We start from the raw sequence: 21,015 nt of genomic DNA, 5'->3' as shown, positions 1-21,015 counted from the left end.
AAGGGTTACGTTCGATGGCAAACGAGGACAAGCTCCGGGACTACCTCAAGCGTGTCACGGCCGACCTTCACGAGACTCGCCGGCAGCTGCGGGAGATCGAGGGCAAGGAGCACGAGCCGATCGCGATCGTGGGGATGAGCTGCCGCTATCCGGGCGGCGTCACCTCTCCCGAGGATCTGTGGCGGTTGGTCTCCGAAGGCGGCGACGCGATCTCCGAGTTCCCCACCGACCGAGGCTGGGGGGAGGAGCTGTACCACCCCGATCCGGACCATCCGGGTACCTCGTACACCAGGCAGGGCGGATTCCTGTACGACGCCGGGGACTTCGATGCCGGCTTCTTCTCCATCTCGCCGCGCGAGGCGATCGCGACCGACCCGCAGCAACGCCTGTTCCTGGAGGCGTCCTGGGAGGTCTTGGAGCGGGCCGGCATCGATCCGACCTCGATGCGCGGCAGTCGTACCGGCGTGTTCGTCGGCGCCATGTACCACGACTACTTCCGCAGCGAGGCGCTCGGCAGCGTCGTTTCGGGCCGGGTCTCCTACGCGCTGGACCTGGAAGGCCCGGCGGTCTCGATCGACACCGCGTGCTCGTCGTCGTTGGTGGCGCTCCACCTCGCGGTGCACGCGCTGCGCCGGGGCGAGTGCTCGATGGCGTTGGCCGGCGGTGTGACGGTGATGGGCACGCCGGGGACGTTCATCGAGTTCTCGCGGCAGCGGGGGCTGTCCGTGGACGGGCGCTGCAAGTCCTTCGCGGGAGCGGCGGACGGCACCGGCTGGAGCGAGGGCGTCGGCGTATTGCTGGTGGAGCGGCTTTCGGACGCCCGGCGGAACGGCCACCGCGTCCTCGCCGTCGTCCGGGGCAGCGCCGTCAACCAGGACGGCGCCAGCAACGGGCTGTCCGCGCCGAACGGCCCCTCCCAGGTCAGGGTGATCCGGGACGCCCTGGCCGACGCCGGGTTGTCGGCCTCACAGGTCGACGCCGTCGAGGCACACGGCACGGGGACCGTACTCGGCGACCCGATCGAGGCCCAGGCCCTGATCGTCGCGTACGGCCAGGACCGTCCCGAGAACCGGCCCCTGTGGCTGGGGTCGCTGAAGTCCAACATCGGCCACACGCAGGCGGCCGCGGGCGTGGGCGGCGTGATCAAGATGGTGATGGCCATGCGCAACGGGGTCCTGCCGCGGACCCTGCACGTCGACGAGCCGTCCCCGCATGTGGACTGGTCCGCGGGAGAGGTCGAACTCCTCACCGAGCCCCGGCCCTGGGAGCCCGACGAGGCACCCCGGCGCGCGGCGGTCTCCGCCTTCGGATTCAGCGGTACCAACGCCCACCTGATCCTGGAGGAGGCGCCGGGCGAGGACGCACCCGCAGCCGCCGACGGCCCGGAAACGCCGTTCGTCCCGTGGATGGTGTCCGCCCGCAACCCGGAGGCACTTCGAGCCCAGGCAGCCCGTCTGCGGGAGTGGGCCGCGGGTGTCCCGGACGTGGAACCCGCCTCGGTGGGGCGGGCGTTGGTGGACGGTCGTGCGGTGTTGGACGAGCGTGCGGTCGTGGTCGGCGCCGGGCGGGACGAACTGCTGGCCGGGCTGACGGCGTTGGCGGCCGGATCGCCTGCGGCCGGCGTGGTCACAGGCGGCGGTGGCGGCGGGAAACTGGCCCTGCTCTTCGCGGGTCAGGGTAGTCAGCGTCCGGGGATGGGCCGCGAACTCGCCGCCGTGTTCCCGGAGTTCGCGGCTGCGTTCGACGAGGTGTGTGCGGTGCTGGATCCGCTGCTGGCGCATCCGCTCCGTGAGGTGGTGTTCGCCGAGCCGGGCAGCGAACGGGCCGGACTGCTGAACGAGACGGGGATGACGCAGCCGGCGTTGTTCGCGTTCGAGGTCGCGCTGTACCGGCTGCTGGTGTCGTACGGGGTCGCGGCGGATGTGCTGGTTGGGCATTCGATCGGTGAGCTTGCGGCCGCGCATGTGGCCGGGGTGTTCTCGTTGGAGGACGCGTGCCGTCTGGTGGCGGCCCGGGCCCGGTTGATGCAGGCCCTCCCGGCGGGCGGCGCGATGCTCGCGGTCGCCGCGCCGGAGGCGGATGTGTTGCCGTTGCTCGCGGGTCGTGAGGACGAGGTGGGGATCGCCGCCGTCAATGCACCATCGGCGGTGGTGGTCTCCGGTACCGAAGCGGCCGTGGAGGACATGGCCCGGGTGATGGAGGAGCGGGGGGTCCGGGTCCGCCGGTTGCGCGTCTCGCACGCGTTCCACTCGCCGCTCATGGACCCGATGCTGGAGGACTTCCGACGGGTCGCCCGAACCCTCACCTACCGTGAGCCGAGTGTCCCGGTGATCTCCGCCGTCACCGGTGAACCGGCCGCGGAGGGCCGGCTCACCGATCCCGACTACTGGGTGGAGCACGTACGACACGCGGTCCGCTTCGCGGACTCCGTGGCCGGCGCCCGCGCGGCCGGCGCCACCACATTCGTCGAGATCGGCCCGGACGGGGTCCTGACCGCCCTGGCCCGGCAGACCCTCGACACCGACGAGAACGCGGTCCTGGTCCCCGCCGTCCGCAAGGACCGCGAGGAGCCCCGCACGCTCCTCGAAGCCCTGGCCACCCTCCACGCCCACGGCACCGCCGTCGACTGGCGCACCCACTTCGCCACCACCCCGGCCCGACACGTCGACCTGCCCACCTACGCCTTCCAGCGCCGGCACTACTGGTTCCGGTCCGACGCGGTGAGCGCCGTGCCGGCGCCGTCGCGGGTCGCCGACTCCGAGGACGGCGATTTCTGGGCGGCGGTGGAGCGCGAGGACCTGGCGGGTCTGGCCGACACGCTGGGTATCGAGGACGGGTCGCCGCTGGCCGGCGTACTGCCGATGTTGTCGTCCTGGCGGCGCCGCCGGCAGGACCGGACGGTGTTGGACTCCTGGCGCTACCGCATCACCTGGCAGCCGCTCACCGCCTTCGGCACCACGGCTCCCACCCTGTCCGGCACCTGGTGGGTCGCGGTCTCGGCCGAGCGGGGCGCCGACGACGTGATCTCCTCGGTCGTCGACGTGCTCGAAAGGCACGGCGCCCAAACCCGACTCCTGTATTCGGCCGAGGACTTCGACCGCAAGTGCCTCGCCGAGCGGCTGCGGAGATTCGCCGCCGACGCGCCGCCGGCCGGAGTGTTGTCGCTGTCGACGGAGGCACCCGGGGAAGATCCCACCGCTGCCGCCGGCCGGGTCCTGGCGCTGACGCAGGCCCTGGGCGACGCCGACGTCGACGCACCGCTCTGGATCACCACCTCCGGTGCCGAGAGCGTCGGTCGGATCGATCCGCTCCGACACCCCGAGCAGGGCGTCGTGTGGGGGCTCGGCCGGGTCTTCGGCCTCGAACACCCGGAGCGCTGGGGCGGTCTCGTCGACCTGCCCGAGACGCTCGACGCGCGCGCCCTGACCCGGCTCGTCGCCGTGCTCGCGGGCACCGGGGACGTCGCGGGTGAGGACCAGGTGGCGATCCGGGCCTCCGCCGTGTTCGCCCGTCGCCTGACGCGTGCGCCCAGGATCCGGTCGGGTGCGAGCGGGACCTGGCGGGCGCGGGGCACCGTGCTCGTCACCGGCGGCACCGGCGGCCTGGGTGCGCGGGTGGCGCGCCGACTGGCGGCAGAGGGCGCCGAACATCTCGTCCTCACCAGTCGGCGCGGCGCCGACGCTCCGGGTACGGCGGAACTCGTCGCCGAGCTGGAGGAGTCGGGTGCCCGCGTGACCGTCGCGGCATGCGATGTGGCCGACCGCGAGGCGCTGACCGACCTCGTGCGCGGCGTCGAGGCCGACGGCGACACGTTCAGGTCGGTCTTCCACACCGCGGGTGTCGCCCACATCCGACCGCTGGCCGACCTGGATCAACCGGAACTCGTCGAGGCCACCCGGGCCAAGATCGCCGGAGCCGCCCATCTGGACCGGCTCTTCGCCGAGGACGCCCGCGATCCGCTCGACGCCTTCGTACTGTTCTCGTCCGGCGCGGGTGCCTGGGGCGGCGGCCACAACGGAGCCTACGCGGCGGGCAACGCCTTCCTCGACGCGCTCGCCGCCCATCGCCGCGGCCGCGGACTGCCCGCCACGGCGATCGCGTGGGGCTTCTGGCACTCCGCGGGCGGTGGCATGACCACGCTGCTGAACGAGGACGACGCCGACCGCGGCGGCCTGCCGTTCATGGACCCGCAGCGGGCCCTGGACGGCCTGTGGCAGGCGCTGGACGACGACGAGACCAACCTCGTGATCGCGGACGTCGACTGGCGGCGGTTCGCCCCGCTGTTCGCCGCCGCCCGGCGTCGCCCGCTGCTGGAGGGGGTACCCGAGGCGCTGCGGGCGCTCGGCGCGGACGAGGGTTCGGCCGCCGACGAGGCGGGAGAGTCATCGCCGCTGTACGAGCAGTTGCGGCGCCTGAACCCGGCGGACCGCGAACGCCTCCTGGTGGATCGGGTCCGCGAACAGGTCGCCCTGGTGCTGGGACACGCCGATCCGGCGGACGTCCGGGTGGACCGGGCCTTCCGGGATCTCGGCTTCGACTCCGTCACGGCCGTGGAACTGCGCGCCCGGCTCAACGCCGCCCTCGGAGTGCGGCTGCCGTCCACCGTCGTCTTCGACTACCCGAACGTGACGGCCCTCGCCCGACTCGTGCGCACCGCGATCCTGGGCGAGGAGACACCGGCCGACCCCGTCGGGGGGCAGCCCCGGACGACGGGCCCCGACCGGGACGACCCCGTCGTGATCGTCGGAATGAGCTGCCGCCTGCCCGGCGGTGTGCACAACCCCGAGGACCTGTGGCGCCTCGTCGCCGAGGGCAGGGACGCGATCGCCCCACTCCCCGAGAACCGCGGCTGGGACGTCGACGGCCTCTACGACCCGGACCCCGATCGCCCCGACACCTCGTACGTCCGTGAGGGCGGATTCGTGCACGAGGCGGGCGAGTTCGACCCCGAGTTCTTCGGGATCAGCCCGCGCGAGGCGCTCGCCATGGACCCGCAGCAGCGGCTGCTGCTCGAAGCCTCGTGGGAGGCGATCGAGAACGGCAGGATCGCCCCCGCGTCCCTGCGTGGCAGCCGCACCGGGGTCTTCGTCGGGGCGGCCTACGAGGAGTACGGACGCGACTCCGACCAGGTCCCGCCGGAGTCGGTCGGGCACCTCGTCACCGGCACGCTGAGCAGCATCGTCTCCGGCCGGGTCGCGTACGCGCTGGGCCTGGAAGGGCCCGCGGTGACGGTCGACACGGCGTGCTCCTCGTCGCTGGTCGCCCTGCATCTGGCGGTGCAGGCGCTGCGCAACGGCGACTGCGACCTGGCGCTGGCCGGTGGGGTCACCGTGATGTGCTCCCCGATCGGATTCGTCGGCTTCAGCCGCCAGGGCGCCCTCTCCCGGGACGGCCGCTGCAAGTCCTTCGCCGGTGCCGCCGACGGTTTCGGTCTGGCCGAGGGCGTGGGTGTGCTGCTGGTGGAGCGGTTGTCGGACGCGCGCCGCAACGGCCACCGGGTGCTGGCGGTCGTGCGTGGGTCGGCGATCAACCAGGACGGTGCGAGCAACGGTCTGACCGCGCCGAACGGGCCCTCGCAGCAGCGGGTGATCCGGCAGGCGTTGGCGAACGCGGGGTTGTCCGCGTCGGATGTGGACGCGGTCGAGGCGCACGGCACGGGTACGACGCTGGGCGACCCGATCGAGGCGCAGGCGTTGATCGCCACGTACGGGCAGGGTCGGCCGGTGGATCGGCCGTTGCGGCTGGGGTCGGTGAAGTCCAACATCGGGCACACCCAGGCCGCCGCCGGTGTCGCGGGGATCATCAAGATGGTGATGGCGCTGCGGTACGGGTTGCTTCCCCGCACCCTGCACGTGGACGAGCCATCGCCGCACGTGGACTGGGCCGACGGTGCGGTCGAGCTGCTCACCGAGCCCGTGCCGTGGCGGGACATGGGGCGCGAACGTCGGGCCGCCGTCTCGTCGTTCGGCATCAGCGGCACGAACGCGCATGTGGTGCTGGAGGAGGCTCCTCCGGCGCCGGTTGCGGAGGAGGTGGCGCCGGGGCCGGAATTGCCGGTGGTGCCCTGGGTGTTGTCGGCGCGCTCGGGTGCGGCGTTGCGGGATCAGGCGCGGCGGTTGGGTGCCTTCGTGGGGGATGGGTCCGCGGCCGACGTCGGGCATTCCCTCGTCGTGTCGCGTGCGGCGTTCGAGCACCGTGCCGTCGTGTTGGGTGCCGGTGGCGGGTTCGAGTCGGCCGACGGTCTGGGTGCGTTGGTGGAGGGTGTGCCGTTCCCGGGAGTGGTCGAGGGTGTGGCCGGTTCCGGCGGCGGTGCCGGTGTGGTGTTCGTGTTTCCGGGTCAGGGGTCGCAGTGGGTGGGGATGGCGGTGGAGCTCCGGGCGCAGTCGCCGGTGTTCGCCGGGCGTTTCGACGAGTGTGCGGCGGCGTTGGCGGAGTTCGTGGATTGGTCGCCGGTGGAGGTGTTGGCCGGGGTGGAGGGTGCGCCCGGGTTGGATCGGGTGGATGTGGTGCAGCCGTTGTTGTGGGCGGTGATGGTGTCGTTGGCGGAGGTGTGGCGTTCGTTCGGGGTGGTTCCGGATGCGGTGGTGGGTCATTCGCAGGGTGAGATCGCGGCGGCGGTGGTGGCCGGCGGGTTGTCGTTGGACGACGGTGCGCGTGTGGTTGCGTTGCGGAGTCGGGCGATCGTGGGGTTGGCGGGTCGGGGCGGGATGGTGTCGGTGCCGTTGTCGGTCGCCGATGTCGAGGAGCGGTTGGCGTCCTTCGCCGGTCGGGTGTCGGTGGCGGCGGTCAACGGTCCGTTCTCGACGGTGGTGTCGGGTGACGCGGACGCCCTCGACGAGCTGTTGGCGCGGTGCGAGGCGGACGGGGTGCGGGCACGGCGGGTCGAGGTGGACTACGCCTCGCACTCGGCCCATGTGGAGGCCATCGAGGCGGAGTTGGCCGAGGTCCTGGCCCCGGTGGCGCCGCGCACCGGCGACGTCGCGTTCTTCTCGACGGTGACGTCGGACTGGCTGGACACGTCCGGGTTGCACGCCGGGTATTGGTATTCCAACCTTCGTGGGACCGTGCGCCTCGAGTCGTCGGTGCGGGCGTTGGCCGGCCAGGGGTTCGGCGTGTTCGTGGAGGTCAGCGCGCACCCGGTGTTGATTCCGGCGGTGCGGGAGACGGCCGAGGACGCGGGGGTCGAGGTGGTGGCCTGCGGCACGTTGCGGCGTGAGGAGGGTGGCCTGGCCCGATTCCTCGCCTCCGCGGCCGAGTTGTGGGTGTGTGGCGTGGAGGTGGACTGGGCATCGGTGCTCGCGCCCGCCGGGCCCCGCGTCGTCGACCTGCCCACCTACGCCTTCCAACACCGGCACTACTGGTTGGAGAGCGCGGGAGAACGCGCCGGTGACGTCACCGCGGCCGGCCTGGGCGCGGCGGGGCACGCGCTGCTCGGTGCGGCGGTGTCGCTCGCGGACGCGGAGGGTGTGTTGTTGACCGGGCGGTTGTCGCTTCGGTCGCATCCGTGGCTGGCCGATCATGCCGTGAACGGGGCGGTGTTGCTGCCGGGGACGGCCTTCGTGGAGCTGGCGATCCGCGCCGGCGACGAGGTCGGCTGCGATCTCGTGGACGAGTTGACCCTTCGGGCGCCGCTGGTGTTGCCCGAACGTGGTGGTGTGCAACTGCAGTTGGCGGTCGGTGCGTCGGACGGGGACGGGCGGCGCTCGCTCACCGTGCACGCCCGGCCGGACGGCGGCGCCGCCGACGATCCGTGGACCTGCCACGCCACCGGCATCCTCGCCACCGACACCGCGCCCCAGCCGCTGCCGGAAGCGGCCGTCTGGCCGCCGGAGGGAGCCGATTCCCTCGATACGACCGGCTTCTACGACTGGCTCGACGAGGCGGGACTGAACTACGGGCCGATCTTCCGTGGACTGAAGGCGGCCTGGCGCCGGGACGGGGACCTGTTCGCCGAGGTCGCGCTGCCGGAGGACGGCTGGGGCGAGACCGGCGCGTTCGGGCTGCATCCCGCCCTGCTCGACTCCGCGCTGCACACCATCGCCCTGGGCGGTGTCGGCGAGGACGGCTCGTCGGGACCGCTGCTGCCCTTCGTCTGGACCGGCGTACGGCTGTACGCCACGGGAGCCACGACCCTGCGGGTTCGGCTCTCGCCCGCGGCCCCCGATCGGGTGGCGCTCGTGGTCGCCGACACCACCGGTGCGCCGGTGGCCCGCGTGGACTCGCTGGTGATGCGCCCGCTACCGGCCGAGTTGTCGGCCGGCGGCGCGCAGGCCCGCAACGACTCCCTCTTCACCGTCGAGTGGGCCGCCGTGCCCGTCGACGAGACCGAGGAGCCGCCGGGCGGGACGCGGTGGGCGGTCGTCGGCGACAACCACCCCGGCGCCGTGGCGGACCTGGCGCGCGCGGGCATCGCGGCCACGGGATACGACGACCTCGGCTCGCTCGTCGCGGCGGACCCGGTTCCGGACCGGGTGGTCGTCTCGTGGGAGCGGGCCCCGGCCCGGGGCTCGGTCGGCCTGGTCGACGAGGTGCACGAGACCACGTCGCGGGCACTGGGGTTCCTCCAGGAGTGGTCGGCCGAGGAGCGCCTCGCGTCCACGCGCCTGGTCGTGATCACCCACGGTGCGGTCGCGGCAGCCGGCGACGAGCAGCCGACGGACCTCGCGCACGCCGCGGTCTGGGGCCTGGTCCGGTCCGCGCAGGCGGAGAACCCGGAGCGGATCGTCCTGCTCGACATCGACACGGACGACGCCTCGTACCGGGTCCTGCCCGCCGCGCTTGCCGGCGGCGAGGCCCAACTCGCCCTGCGCGAAGGCACGGCGTACGTGCCGCGGCTCGCCCGCGTCGGTACGTCCCCCGGCGCCGCCCTGGTCCCGCCGGCCGGCGCCGGGAACTGGCGCCTGGACGTCACCGAGCGCGGCACCGTGGACAACCTGGCCCTGCTCGCGCAGGACACCCGCCCGCTCGGCCCGGGCGAGGTGCGCGTCGCACCGCACGCCATGGGCCTGAACTTCCGCGACGTGCTGATCGCCCTGGACATGTATCCCGGTGACACACCGATGGGCGGCGAGGGCGCGGGCGTCGTCGTCGAGGTGGCCGACGACGTGACCGCGTTGGCCCCCGGAGACCGGGTGATGGGCATCCTCCAGGGCGGATTCGCCCGGTACGCGGTCACCGACCAGCGCATGCTCGTACCCGTCCCGGACGGCTGGTCCTTCACCCGGGCCGCGTCCGTGCCGGTCGTCTTCATCACCGCCTACCACGCTCTCGTCGACCTCGCGCGGCTCGGCGCCGGTGAATCCCTGCTGGTGCACGCCGCCGCCGGCGGAGTGGGCATGGCCGCGGTGCAACTCGCCCGGCACCTGGGGGCGGAGGTCTACGGCACGGCCGGTCCGACCAAGTGGGACACCCTGCACGACCTGGGGCTGCCCCCGGCGCGGATCGCCTCCTCCCGCACGCTGGAGTTCGCGGACGCCTTCGGGGCGGCCACGGGCGGCCGAGGCGTGGACGTGGTCCTCAACTCCCTCGCGGGCGAGTTCGTGGACGCGTCGTTGCGGTTGTTGTCGAACGGCGGCCGGTTCATCGAGATGGGCAAGACGGACGTGCGCGGCGAAGAGGAACTGGCGCAGCTCCATCCGGGCGTCGACTACCGCAACTTCGACCTCACCACACTCGACGCGACACGAGTGGGGGAGATCCTCACCGAGATCGTCGAGCTGTTCCGGCGGGGCGAGCTGCGGCCGCTGCCCGTGCGCGGCTGGGACGTGCGGCGCGCCCCCGAGGCGTTCCGGTACGTCGCCCAGGCCCGGCACATCGGCAAGGTCGTGCTCACCGCACCGCCCGCCCTCGACCCGGACGGCACCGTACTCGTCACCGGCGGCACCGGCGCGCTCGGCGCGCTGGCGGCACGCCACCTGGTCACCCGGCACGGCGTACGGCACCTGGTACTGGCCGGCCGGCGCGGCAGGGCGGCCGACGGTGCGCCGGAACTGGAGCGGGAGCTGACCGCGCTGGGCGCCGCCGTACACATCGCCGCGTGCGACGCGGCCGACCGCGACGCGCTGGCCGCACTGCTCGCCGAGATCTCCGCGGAGCACCCGCTCACCGGCGTCGTGCACACCGCGGGTGTCCTCGACGACGGCGTGATCGCGTCCCTGACGCCGGAGCGCCTGGCCGCGGTACTGCGCCCGAAGGTCGACGCGGCCGTGCACCTGCACGAACTCACCGCGCACCTCGATCTCGCGCGGTTCGTGCTCTACTCGGGCGCGGCCGGAGTGTTCGGCAACGCCGGACAGGGCAACTACGCCGCGGCCAACACGTTCCTGGACACCCTCGCCCGGCACCGCCGCGCCCGGGGACTGGCCGCGACCTCGCTCGCCTGGGGCCTGTGGTCGCCATCGGACGGCCGCGGCATGACGGGCCATCTGACCGAGGCCGACCTGAGCCGGATGAGTCGTTCCGGGATGTCGGCGCTCACCTCCGAACAGGGCCTCGAACTCCTCGACCGCGCGCTCGAATCGCACGAGCCGGCCCTGGTACCGATCCGGGTCGACCCGGCCACGCTGCGCGCGGGCGCGGCCAAGGGCTTCGGGCACCCGCTGTTCCGGGGCCTGGTGCGGATGCCCACCCGTCGGGTACTGGCGGCGGAACCCGGCCGGGTCGATTCGCTCGTCGAGCGGCTCACCACCCTGCCGGAAGCCGAACGGCACCCGGCGGTCCTGGAGTTGATCCGCGGCCACGTGGCGGCCGTGCTCGGCTTCGCCGGATCCGGGGCGGTCGACCCCGGCCGCGCGTTCAACGAGATCGGCTTCGACTCGCTCACCGCCGTCGAACTCCGCAACCGGCTCATGGCCGCCACCGGACTGAAACTGCCCGCGACCCTCGTCTTCGACTACCCGACCCCCATCGTGCTCGCCGGACATCTCCTCGCCGGGATCGCCCCGCCCACGCACAGCGCCGGCCGGCTGGTGCTGGCCGAACTCGAACGCGTCGAGGCCGCGCTCGCCGCCGCGGCGGCCGACTGCGAGACCCCCGACGAGATCACCGCCCGACTCGAACTCCTGCTGTCCACCTGGCGGGAGAGGCGCACCGGCGCCGAGCCGGCCGCGGAGGACGTGGGGGAGCGGCTCGAGACCGCGACCGCGGACGAGGTACTCAGCTTCATCGACAACGAACTCGGGCTCGCCTGAGCCGGTACCAGCCAGGAAGGCAGCAGCAGATGGCGACGGAAGAGCAGTTGGTCGACTACCTGAAACGCGTGACGGCCGAACTCCACGACAGCAGGAAGCGGCTCCGGGCGGCAGGCGAGAAGGACCACGAGCCGATCGCGATCATCGGCATGGGCTGCCGCTATCCGGGCGGGGCGAACAGCCCCGAGGACCTGTGGCGGATCGTGGCCGACGGGACGGACGCGATATCCGGCTTCCCCGAGGGCCGCGGCTGGGACCTGGAGACGCTGTACGACCCGGATCCCGACCGGTCCGGCACGTCGTACGTGCGCGAGGGCGGGTTCGTGCACGACATCACCGAGTTCGACCCGGCGTTCTTCGGGATCAGCCCGCGTGAGGCGACGGCCATGGACCCGCAGCAGCGGCTGCTCCTGGAGACGTCGTGGGAGGCGATCGAGCGGGCGGGCATCGACCCGACCACGCTGCACGGCAGCCGAACCGGCGTGTTCATGGGCGCGAACAGCGGCGAGTTCCTGACCTTCATGGAGAAGGCGCCGCCCGAGCTCCAGGGCTACCTGATGACCGGCGTCGCCACGAGCGTCGTGTCGGGCCGAATCTCGTACAGCCTGGGCCTGGAAGGTCCCGCCGTCACGATCGACACCGCCTGCTCCTCGTCGCTGGTCGCCCTGCACCTGGCGGTGCAGGCGCTGCGCAACGGCGACTGCGCCCTGGCCCTGACCGGAGCCGTGGCGGTGTTGTCCTCGCCCGGCACGTTCATCGGCTTCAGCCGACAGCGCGGCCTCGCCCGGGACGGGCGCTGCAAGGCGTTCTCCGCCGACGCCGACGGCATGGCGCTCGCCGAGGGGGCGGGCGTGTTCCTGGTCGAGCGGTTGTCGGACGCGCGCCGCAACGGCCATCCGGTGCTGGCGGTCGTACGCGGGTCGGCGATCAACCAGGACGGCGCCAGCAACGGCCTCACCGCGCCGAACGGCCCCTCGCAGCAGCGCGTGATCCGGCAGGCGCTGGCCAACGCCCGGATCTCGCCCGCGCAGATCGACGCGGTCGAGGCGCACGGCACGGGTACGACGCTGGGCGACCCGATCGAGGCGCAGGCGTTGATCGCCGCGTACGGGCAGGGTCGGCCCGAGGACCGGCCGCTGTGGCTGGGGTCGGTGAAGTCCAACATCGGGCACACCCAGGCCGCCGCCGGCGCCGCGGGTGTGATCAAGATGGTGATGGCCCTGCGGCACGGTGTCCTGCCGCGCACCCTCCACGCCGAGGAACGTTCGCCGCACATCGACTGGTCCGAAGGCGCCGTCGAACTCCTCACCGAGACGCGCCCGTGGCCCGAGTCCACCGAACCGCGTCGCGTGGGCGTGTCCTCCTTCGGGATGAGCGGCACGAACGCGCATGTGGTGCTGGAGGAGGCGCCTCCGGCGCCGGTTGCGGAGGAGGTCGCGTCGGGGTCGGAACCGCCGGTGGTGCCCTGGGTGTTGTCGGCGCGTTCGGGTGCGGCGTTGCGGGATCAGGCGCGGCGGTTGGGTGCCTTCGTGGAGGATCGGTCCGCGGTCGACGTGGCTCATTCCCTCGTCGTCTCGCGTACCGCGTTCGAGCACCGTGCGGTCGTGCTGGGCGTGGACCGCGCCGAGCTGACGGGACGCGTGCCGGCCCTGGCCGACGGCTCGGATTCGCCGGGCGTGGTGACGGGTGTCGCCGATGTCGCGGGCGGTGTGGTGTTCGTGTTTCCGGGTCAGGGGTCGCAGTGGGTGGGGATGGCGGTGGAACTGCGGGCGCAGTCGCCGGTGTTCGCCGGGCGGTTCGACGAGTGTGCGGCGGCGTTGGCGGAGTTCGTGGATTGGTCGCCGGTGGAGGTGTTGGCCGGGGTGGAGGGTGCGCCCGGGTTGGATCGGGTGGATGTGGTGCAGCCGTTGTTGTGGGCGGTGATGGTGTCGTTGGCGGAGGTGTGGCGTTCGTTCGGGGTGGTTCCGGATGCGGTGGTGGGTCATTCGCAGGGTGAGATCGCGGCGGCGGTGGTGGCCGGCGGGTTGTCGTTGGACGACGGTGCGCGTGTGGTTGCGTTGCGGAGTCGGGCGATCGTGGGGTTGGCGGGTCGGGGCGGGATGGTGTCGGTGCCGTTGCCGGTCGTCGACGTCGAGGAGCGGTTGGCGTCCTTCGCCGGTCGGGTGTCGGTGGCGGCGGTCAACGGTCCGTTCTCGACGGTGGTGTCGGGTGACGCGGACGCCCTCGACGAGCTGTTGGCGCGGTGCGAGGCGGACGGGGTGCGGGCGCGGCGGGTCGAGGTGGACTACGCCTCGCACTCGGCCCATGTGGAGGCCATCGAGGCGGAATTGCTCGATGTACTCGGCCCGATCGAGCCGCGGGCGGCGGTGGTGCCCTGGTACTCGACCCTGCTTCGGGGCTGGATCTCCGGGGAGGAGGCGGATGCCGCGTACTGGTATCGCAACCTGCGCGAACCGGTGTGGTTCGGTCCGGCGATCGAGGCGTTGGCCGGGGAGGGCCACCGGTTCTTCGTGGAGTCCAGCGCGCATCCCGTGGTGGGGATCGGCGTCCGGGAGAGCCTGGAGCGGGCGGGGGCCACGGACGCCGTGGTGGTGGGTTCGTTGCGCCGGCAGGAGGGCGGTTCGGATCGTCTCCTGACCTCGGCGGCGGAGTTGTGGGTGCGCGGCGCGCCGGTGAACTGGGAGTCGGTGCTCGCGCCGGCCCGGCCCCGTGTCGTCGACCTGCCCACCTACGCCTTCCAACACCAGCCCTACTGGCCGAAGTCCGCCGCGGGCAGGGGCGACGCGGCGCAGCTGGGCCTGGGCATGGTGGGGCATCCGCTGCTCGGTGCGGCGGTGTCGCTCGCGGATGCGGAGGGTGTGTTGTTGACCGGACGGTTGTCGCTTCGGTCGCATCCGTGGCTGGCCGATCATGCCGTGAACGGGGCGGTGTTGCTGCCGGGGACGGCCTTCGTGGAGCTGGCGATCCGCGCCGGCGACGAGGTCGGCTGCGATCTCGTGGCGGAACTGACCCTCCAGGCGCCGCTCGTATTGCCCGAACGCGGCGGTGTGCAACTGCAGTTGGCGGTCGGTGCGCCGGACGGGGACGGGCGGCGCTCGCTCACCGTGCACGCCCGGCCGGACGGCGGCGCCGCCGACGATCCGTGGACCTGCCACGCCACCGGCATCCTCGCCACCGACACCACTCCCGCCCACTTCGGCGAGGAGTCCTGGCCGCCGGCCGGCGCGAAGGCGCTGCGGCCGGACGAGGTGTACGACGCGATGGCGATCGTCGGTGTCGACTACGGCCCCGCGTTCCGTGGCCTGAAGGCGCTCTGGCGTCGGGACGGGGACCTGTTCGCCGAGGTCGCGCTGCCCGAGGAGGTGTCGGGCGACGGCGGCTCCTTCGGGCTGCACCCCGTGCTGCTCGACGCCGCGCTGCAACCGCTGGCCCTGGGCTACTTCTTCGACGAACCGTCCGCCGACGGGCCGCTGTTGCCCTTCGCCTGGACCGGGGTGCGGCTGGCGGCCACGGGCGCCGGCGCGCTGCGGGTACGACTGTCCTCGGCGGGTCGCAACGCGGTTCGGGTGGAGGTCGCCGACACCGCGGGGGTGCCGGTGGCCTCGGCGGATTCCCTCGTCGTACGTCCCCTCGCCGCCGGCGGCGTCGAGCGCGGTACCGACCCGCTGCGGGACGCGCTGTTCCGGCTCGACTGGGTGCCCGCCACGGGCCCGGTCGCCGGATCGACCGGCGGCGCCCGCTTCCGACTGCTGGGCGCGGACGCACCGGAGTTGCGCGCGGCGCTGGAGGCGACGGGCGCACGGGTCGACGCCGACCCGCCCGGGGCCGAGCCGGACGCCGAAGCACCGCTCCCGCGCCTGGCGTTCGTGGTCTGCGACCCGATCACCGGGGATCCGGACGAGGATTCGGCCGCCCGGGTGCGTACGGCGGTCGCCGAGGCGCTCGCGACCGCGCAGGATTGGTTGGCCGAGGACCGGTACGCCGAGGTGCCCCTGGTGTTCGTCACCCGCGGTGCCGTTCCCGCCGGGCCGTTCTCGGCACCCGATCTGCCGCATGCCGCCGTGTGGGGACTGATCCGCTCGGCGCAGTCCGAGCACCCCGGCCGCTTCGTTCTCCTGGATGTCGACGGCACCGAGCAGTCGTGGCGGGCGCTGCCCGCCGCCGCGTCGTCCGGCGAACCTCAGGGCGCGCTGCGTGAGGGCGCCCTGCTCGTGCCGCGGCTCGCCCGGCACCGGGCCGCGACCGACGCGGCGCCCGGGTGGGACACCGACGGCACCGTACTGATCACCGGCGGCACCGGCACCCTGGGCGGCCTCGTCGCCCGTCACCTGGTCGCCGAACACGGCGTGCGCCGGCTGCTGTTGGTCGGCCGCCGTGGTCCCGACGCGGAGGGCGTCGACCTGCTGCGGGAGGAACTGGCCGAGCTGGGCGCCGAGGCGACCGTCGTGGCGTGCGACGCCGCCGACCGCGAGGCGCTGGCCGAGGTGCTGTCCCGGATCCCGGCCCGGCACCCGCTCACCGCCGTCGTGCACGCGGCCGGCGTGCTCGACGACGGCATCGTCACCGCGCTGACCCCCGAAAGATGCGACACGGTGTTGCGGGCCAAGGCCGACGCCGTCCTGAACCTGCACGAACTCACCCGGGAACTGCCGCTCGCCGCCTTCGTGGTCTTCTCCTCCGCGGCCGGCGTCTTCGGTGGCCCCGGGCAGGGCAACTACGCGGCGGCCAACGCCTTCGTGGACGCCCTGGCCGAGTACCGGCACCGCATCGGCCTGCCCGCCGTGTCGTTGGCGTGGGGGCTGTGGGCGCAGGACAGCGGGCTGACCGGGGGGCTCGACGAGGTCGACCGGGCCCGGCTGGCCCGTACCGGCGTCGCGCCGCTGTCCACCGAGGACGGCCTCGCCCTGTTCGACGCGGCCCTCGCGACGGACCGGGCGAACCTGGTGCCCATCCGCCTGGAGTTCGGCGCGCTGCGTGTCGCCGCCCGCTTCGGCGCCGTGCCCACGATCCTGCGCGGCCTGGTCGCCACGTCGAAGCGGCGCACGGTGGGCGCCGATCCGGCCGCCGCGTCGGCACTGCGCGAGCGCCTGGCCCGGATGCCCGAGACCGAACACCTGGGGACCCTGCTCGACCTGGTGCTCACCCAGGCGGCGGCCGTGCTCGGCTACGCGAACCCCGGCGACGTGGACGCGGACGGGCCCTTCAACGAGAACGGCTTCGACTCGCTGACCGCCGTCGAGTTCCGCAACCGGATGAACGCGGCCACCGGCCTGCGGCTGCCCGCCACGCTCGTCTTCGACCACCCGACGCCCACGAACCTGGCCGCCCACCTGCGGACCGAGCTGCTCGACGACGCGCCGACCGCCGCGCCGACGGCCACGATCGTCGGCGCCGACGACCCGATCGCCATCGTCGGCATGAGCTGCCGACTGCCCGGCGGCGTCACCGACCCGGACGGCCTGTGGCGCCTGGTCGCCGAGGGCGGCGACGCGATGTCGATGTTCCCGGCCGACCGCAACTGGAACCTGGCCGAGCTGTACCACCCCGACCCCGAGCACCCCGGCACCACGTACACGCGCGAGGGCGGATTCGTCTACGACGCCACCGAGTTCGACCCGGCGTTCTTCGGCATCTCGCCGCGCGAGGCGGTGGCGATGGACCCCCAGCAGCGCATGCTGCTGGAAAGCTCGTGGGAGGCCCTGGAACACGCCGGCATCGACCCGACCAGGATCCGCGGCAGCCGCACCGGGGTGTTCGTCGGCCTGATGTACCACGACTACGGCATGCACCTGCAACACCTGCCCAGCGGCAGCGAGGGCTTCGTCGGCACCGGAACCTCCGGCGGCGTGGCCTCGGGGCGGATCTCCTACACCCTCGGCTTCGAGGGCCCGTCCGTCACCCTGGACACCGCCTGCTCCTCCTCGCTGGTCGCCCTGCACTGGGCGATCCAGGCCCTGAGGTCGGGCGAGTGCTCGCTCGCCCTGGCCGGCGGCGTCACCGTGCTGTCCACCCCCAACGTGTTCGTCGACTTCAGCCGGCAGCGCGGGCTCGCGCCCGACGGCCGCTGCAAGTCGTTCGCCGACGCCGCCGACGGCACCGGCTGGAGCGAGGGTGTGGGCATGCTGCTCGTCGAGCGGTTGTCCGACGCGCGGCGCAACGGCCACCGGGTCCTCGCGATCGTCCGCGGCTCGGCGATCAACCAGGACGGCGCCAGCAACGGCCTCACCGCCCCCAACGGCCCCTCGCAACAGCGGGTGATCCGCCAGGCCCTGGCCAACGCGGGCCTGGACGCATCCGACGTCGACGCGGTCGAGGCACACGGCACCGGCACCACCCTCGGCGACCCCATCGAGGCACAGGCACTGCTCGCCACCTACGGCCAGGACCGACCCGACGACCGGCCCCTGTGGCTCGGCTCCGTCAAGTCCAACCTCGGCCACACCCAGGCCGCCGCCGGTGTCGCCGGTGTGATCAAGATGGTGATGGCCCTGCGCAACGGCCTGCTGCCGCGCACCCTGCACGTGGACCGGCCGTCGCGGCACGTGGAATGGGACGCGGGCGCGGTACGGGTGCTCGTCGAGCCGACGCCGTGGCCCGACCACGACCGTCCGCGCCGGGCCGGCGTGTCCTCCTTCGGGATCAGCGGGACCAACGCGCACGTCATCCTCGAACAGGCCGCGCCGGAACCGGAGTCGGCGCGGACCGAACCACCCGCCGGCACACCCCGGGAGATTCCCTGGGCGTTGTCGGCGAAGAGCCCCGACGCGCTGCGGGCCCAGGTACAGCGGCTGCGCGCGCATCTGGAGGACCGGCCCGAGTACACACCCGCCGACATCGCCCACTCCCTGGCCACGACGCGCGCCTCGCACAAGCACCGGCTCGTCGTTCTCGCCTCCACCCGCGAGGAGTTCGCCGAGGCGTTGACCGCGGCGCTCGAACGCACACCGTCCGAACGGGTGATCGGCGGTACCGCCGCGCGGGGCAGGACGGCGTTCCTGTTCACCGGCCAGGGCAGCCAACGGCTCGCCATGGGACAGGAGTTGTACGACGCGATCCCCGGCTACGCCGCCGCCTTCGACGAGGTGTGCGCCCGCTTCGACGGGCACCTGGAGCGGCCCGTCCGGGAGGTGATCCTCGGCGACGCCGAGCTGCTTCGGCAGACGCAGTACACCCAGGCGGCCCTGTTCGTGGTCGAGGTCGCCCTGTACCGCACCCTCGAACGGTTCGGCGTGCGCCCCGACTTCCTCGCCGGCCACTCGATCGGCGAACTCGTCGCCGCGCACGTCGCGGGTGTGCTCTCCCTGGACGACGCGGTGACCCTCGTCGCGGCGCGCGGCAGGCTGATGCAGGCGCTGCCGCCCGGCGGCGCCATGGTCTCGGTGCGCGCCGCCGAGGAGGACGTACGGGCCGCGCTCGTCGGCTACGCGGACCGCGTGGACGTCGCCGCCGTCAACGGCCCCTCGTCGGTGGTCCTGTCCGGCGTCGAGGACGCCGTCCTAGAGGTCGCCGCACTCCTCGCCGAGCGCGGCCACAAGACCAGGCGGCTGGCCGTGAGCCACGCCTTCCACTCACCCCTGATGGAGCCCGCGCTCGCGGAATTCGGCCGCGTCGCGGAACGGTTGACCTACCAGCCGCCGAGGATCCCGATCGTCTCCAACGTCACCGGCGAATTGGCCGGCGACGACGAACTCGCCTCGTCCGCCTACTGGGTGCGCCACCTGCGCGAAGCCGTGCGGTTCTGCGACGGCGTCCGCGCGCTGCAGGCCCGGGGCGTGCGTACGTTCCTGGAGGTCGGCCCCGACGCCGTGTTGTCGGCGATGGCACGGGAATGCCTCGTCGACGCGAGCGCGGTCGTCGTCGCGCCCGTGCTGCGCCGCGACCGCCCGGAGGCCCGCACCCTGGCCGAAGCGCTCGCCCTCGCCCACGTGCACGGCCTCGCCGTCGACTGGGCCGCGGTGACCGCCGAGGCCGTCGAGGCGTGCCCGCGGACCGTGCCGCTGCCGACGTACCCCTTCCAGCGGCAGCGGTATTGGCCGGACCCGTCCGGGGCGCGCCGGCGACCCCGGGACGCCGACCGGGCGGAGCAGCGCCTGTGGGACGCGGTCGAACGGCAGGACCTCGACGCCCTGCTCGGCACGCTCGGCCTGGACACCGCGACCGGACTCGACGAACTGCTGCCCGCGCTGGCGAGGTTGCGCCGGGTCGAGGACGCGGACACCACCGCGCGGTGGCGACTGCGCGGCGCCTGGAAGCCGCTGACGAGCGTGCCCGCTCCCGCGCTGTCCGGCCCCTGGCTGCTGGTCGTGTCCGAGGACGAGACCGGCTCCGGCTACGTCCGGGCGATCGCGGCCGGCCTCGCTGCCCACGGCGCACAGGTCCAGGCGCTGCCGGTCGCCCCCGCCGCCACCGCCGACAAACTCGCCCGCCGCATCCGGGAGGCCGCCGACGAGCGCACCACCGGCATCGTGTGCCTGCTCGCCGGCGACGAGGGCGAGGCGGGCGACCCGACCGACTTCGCCGAGGCCCTGGTCGAGGCGGTGGCCGTGGCGCGACCGACCGCGCCCGCGTGGTTCCTCACCCGGGGCGCGCTCCAGGTGACCCCCTCGGACCCGCCCGCCGCACCGGGATCGGCCCCGGCCTGGGGCATCGCCCGGGCCGCCGCCCACGAGCAACCGCTGCGCTGGGGCGGCCGGATCGATCTGCCGCAGCAGCCGAACGAGCAGGCCGTACGCCGCCTGTGCGGGGTGCTGACCGGCCTGACGGGCGAGGACGAGGTGGCCGTTCGCGCCGCCGGCGTCTTCGGACGCAGGCTTCGCCCGGCACCGGCCGGACGGGTGGCCCTCGGCACCGAGTGGCGGCCCGCCGGTACGGTCCTGGTCGCGGGTCGAGCGGACGGGCACACGGTCGCGCTGGCCCGCTGGGCGGCGCGCAACGGGGCCGACCGGGTGGTACTGACCCGGCCGGCACCCGAACTCGACACCGAACCCCGGGTCGTGGTGCACGCCTGCGACCCGGCCGACCCGGCGGCCCTGGAGACCCTGCTGGCGGGGCTCGACGGTCCACCGACCACGATCGTGTGCACCGCCGGGGATCCCGCGATGTCGGACGAGAGCGCACGGCCCGCCGCAGCCGTCGCCCGCGCCCTGCACGAGCACACCCGATCCCCGGCCCCGGCCGCCTTCGTCCTGGTGACCCCGGTGGACGCGGCCTGGGGCGCGGCGGGGCAGGGCGCCTCCGCCGCACACGCGTCCTTCGACGCGCTCGCCGGGGAGCGGGCCGCCCAGGGTCTGCCCGCCCTGTCCGTGGCCGTGGGCCTGGCCGACCCGGAGGCGGTGATCCCCGCCGTCCGGCAGGCGCTGGCCCACGGGGACACGACCCTGCTGCTCACCGACGCCGACCCGGGCGAACTCGGCGCTTTGTCGTCGGCCCGCCACTCCCGGCTGTTCGACGAACTGCCGGAGGTGGCGGGGGAGCGAAACGCCACCGGAACGGATGCCGGCGACACCGTCGACGGCGTCGCCGCGTTCCGGCGGCGGCTCGCCGAGGCCGCGCCCGGCGAACACCTCGGCATCGTGCTGGACCTGGTCCGGGCCGAAGCCGCGACGATCCTGCGCTTCCCCTCCGCCGAAGCCGTCGAGCACGACGCCGAGTTCTTCGACCTCGGCTTCTCCTCGATGGCCGCGATGGAACTGCGCAACCGGATCGCCGAACTCACCGGCCTGGAGCCGGCCGCGGACATCGTCTACGACCACCCCACCCCGGCGGAGCTGGCCGAACACCTGCTCGCCGAACTGACCGGCGACGCGGAGCCGGAAACGGGGTGAAC

General features: G+C 73.6%; 2 protein-coding genes. Both read left to right on the top strand.

What is annotated here, in order from left to right:
• Nucleotides 1–14: 14 nt before the first annotated feature.
• On the top strand, nt 15–11,189 hold the full coding sequence (locus EMA17_RS43545) for a type I polyketide synthase (RefSeq protein ID WP_126642768.1): 11,175 nt from the start codon (nt 15–17) through the stop codon (nt 11,187–11,189).
• A gap of 68 nt (nt 11,190–11,257) precedes the next feature.
• Entirely contained in the window at nt 11,258–21,013 is a 9,756-nt protein-coding gene (locus EMA17_RS43540; RefSeq protein WP_443093130.1) for a type I polyketide synthase, read from the top strand.
• Nucleotides 21,014–21,015 lie beyond the last annotated feature (2 nt).

The organism is Embleya hyalina (assembly GCF_003967355.1).
Taxonomy (GTDB): Bacteria; Actinomycetota; Actinomycetes; order Streptomycetales; family Streptomycetaceae; genus Embleya; species Embleya hyalina.
This window is presented reverse-complemented; position numbering and strand designations above follow the sequence as displayed.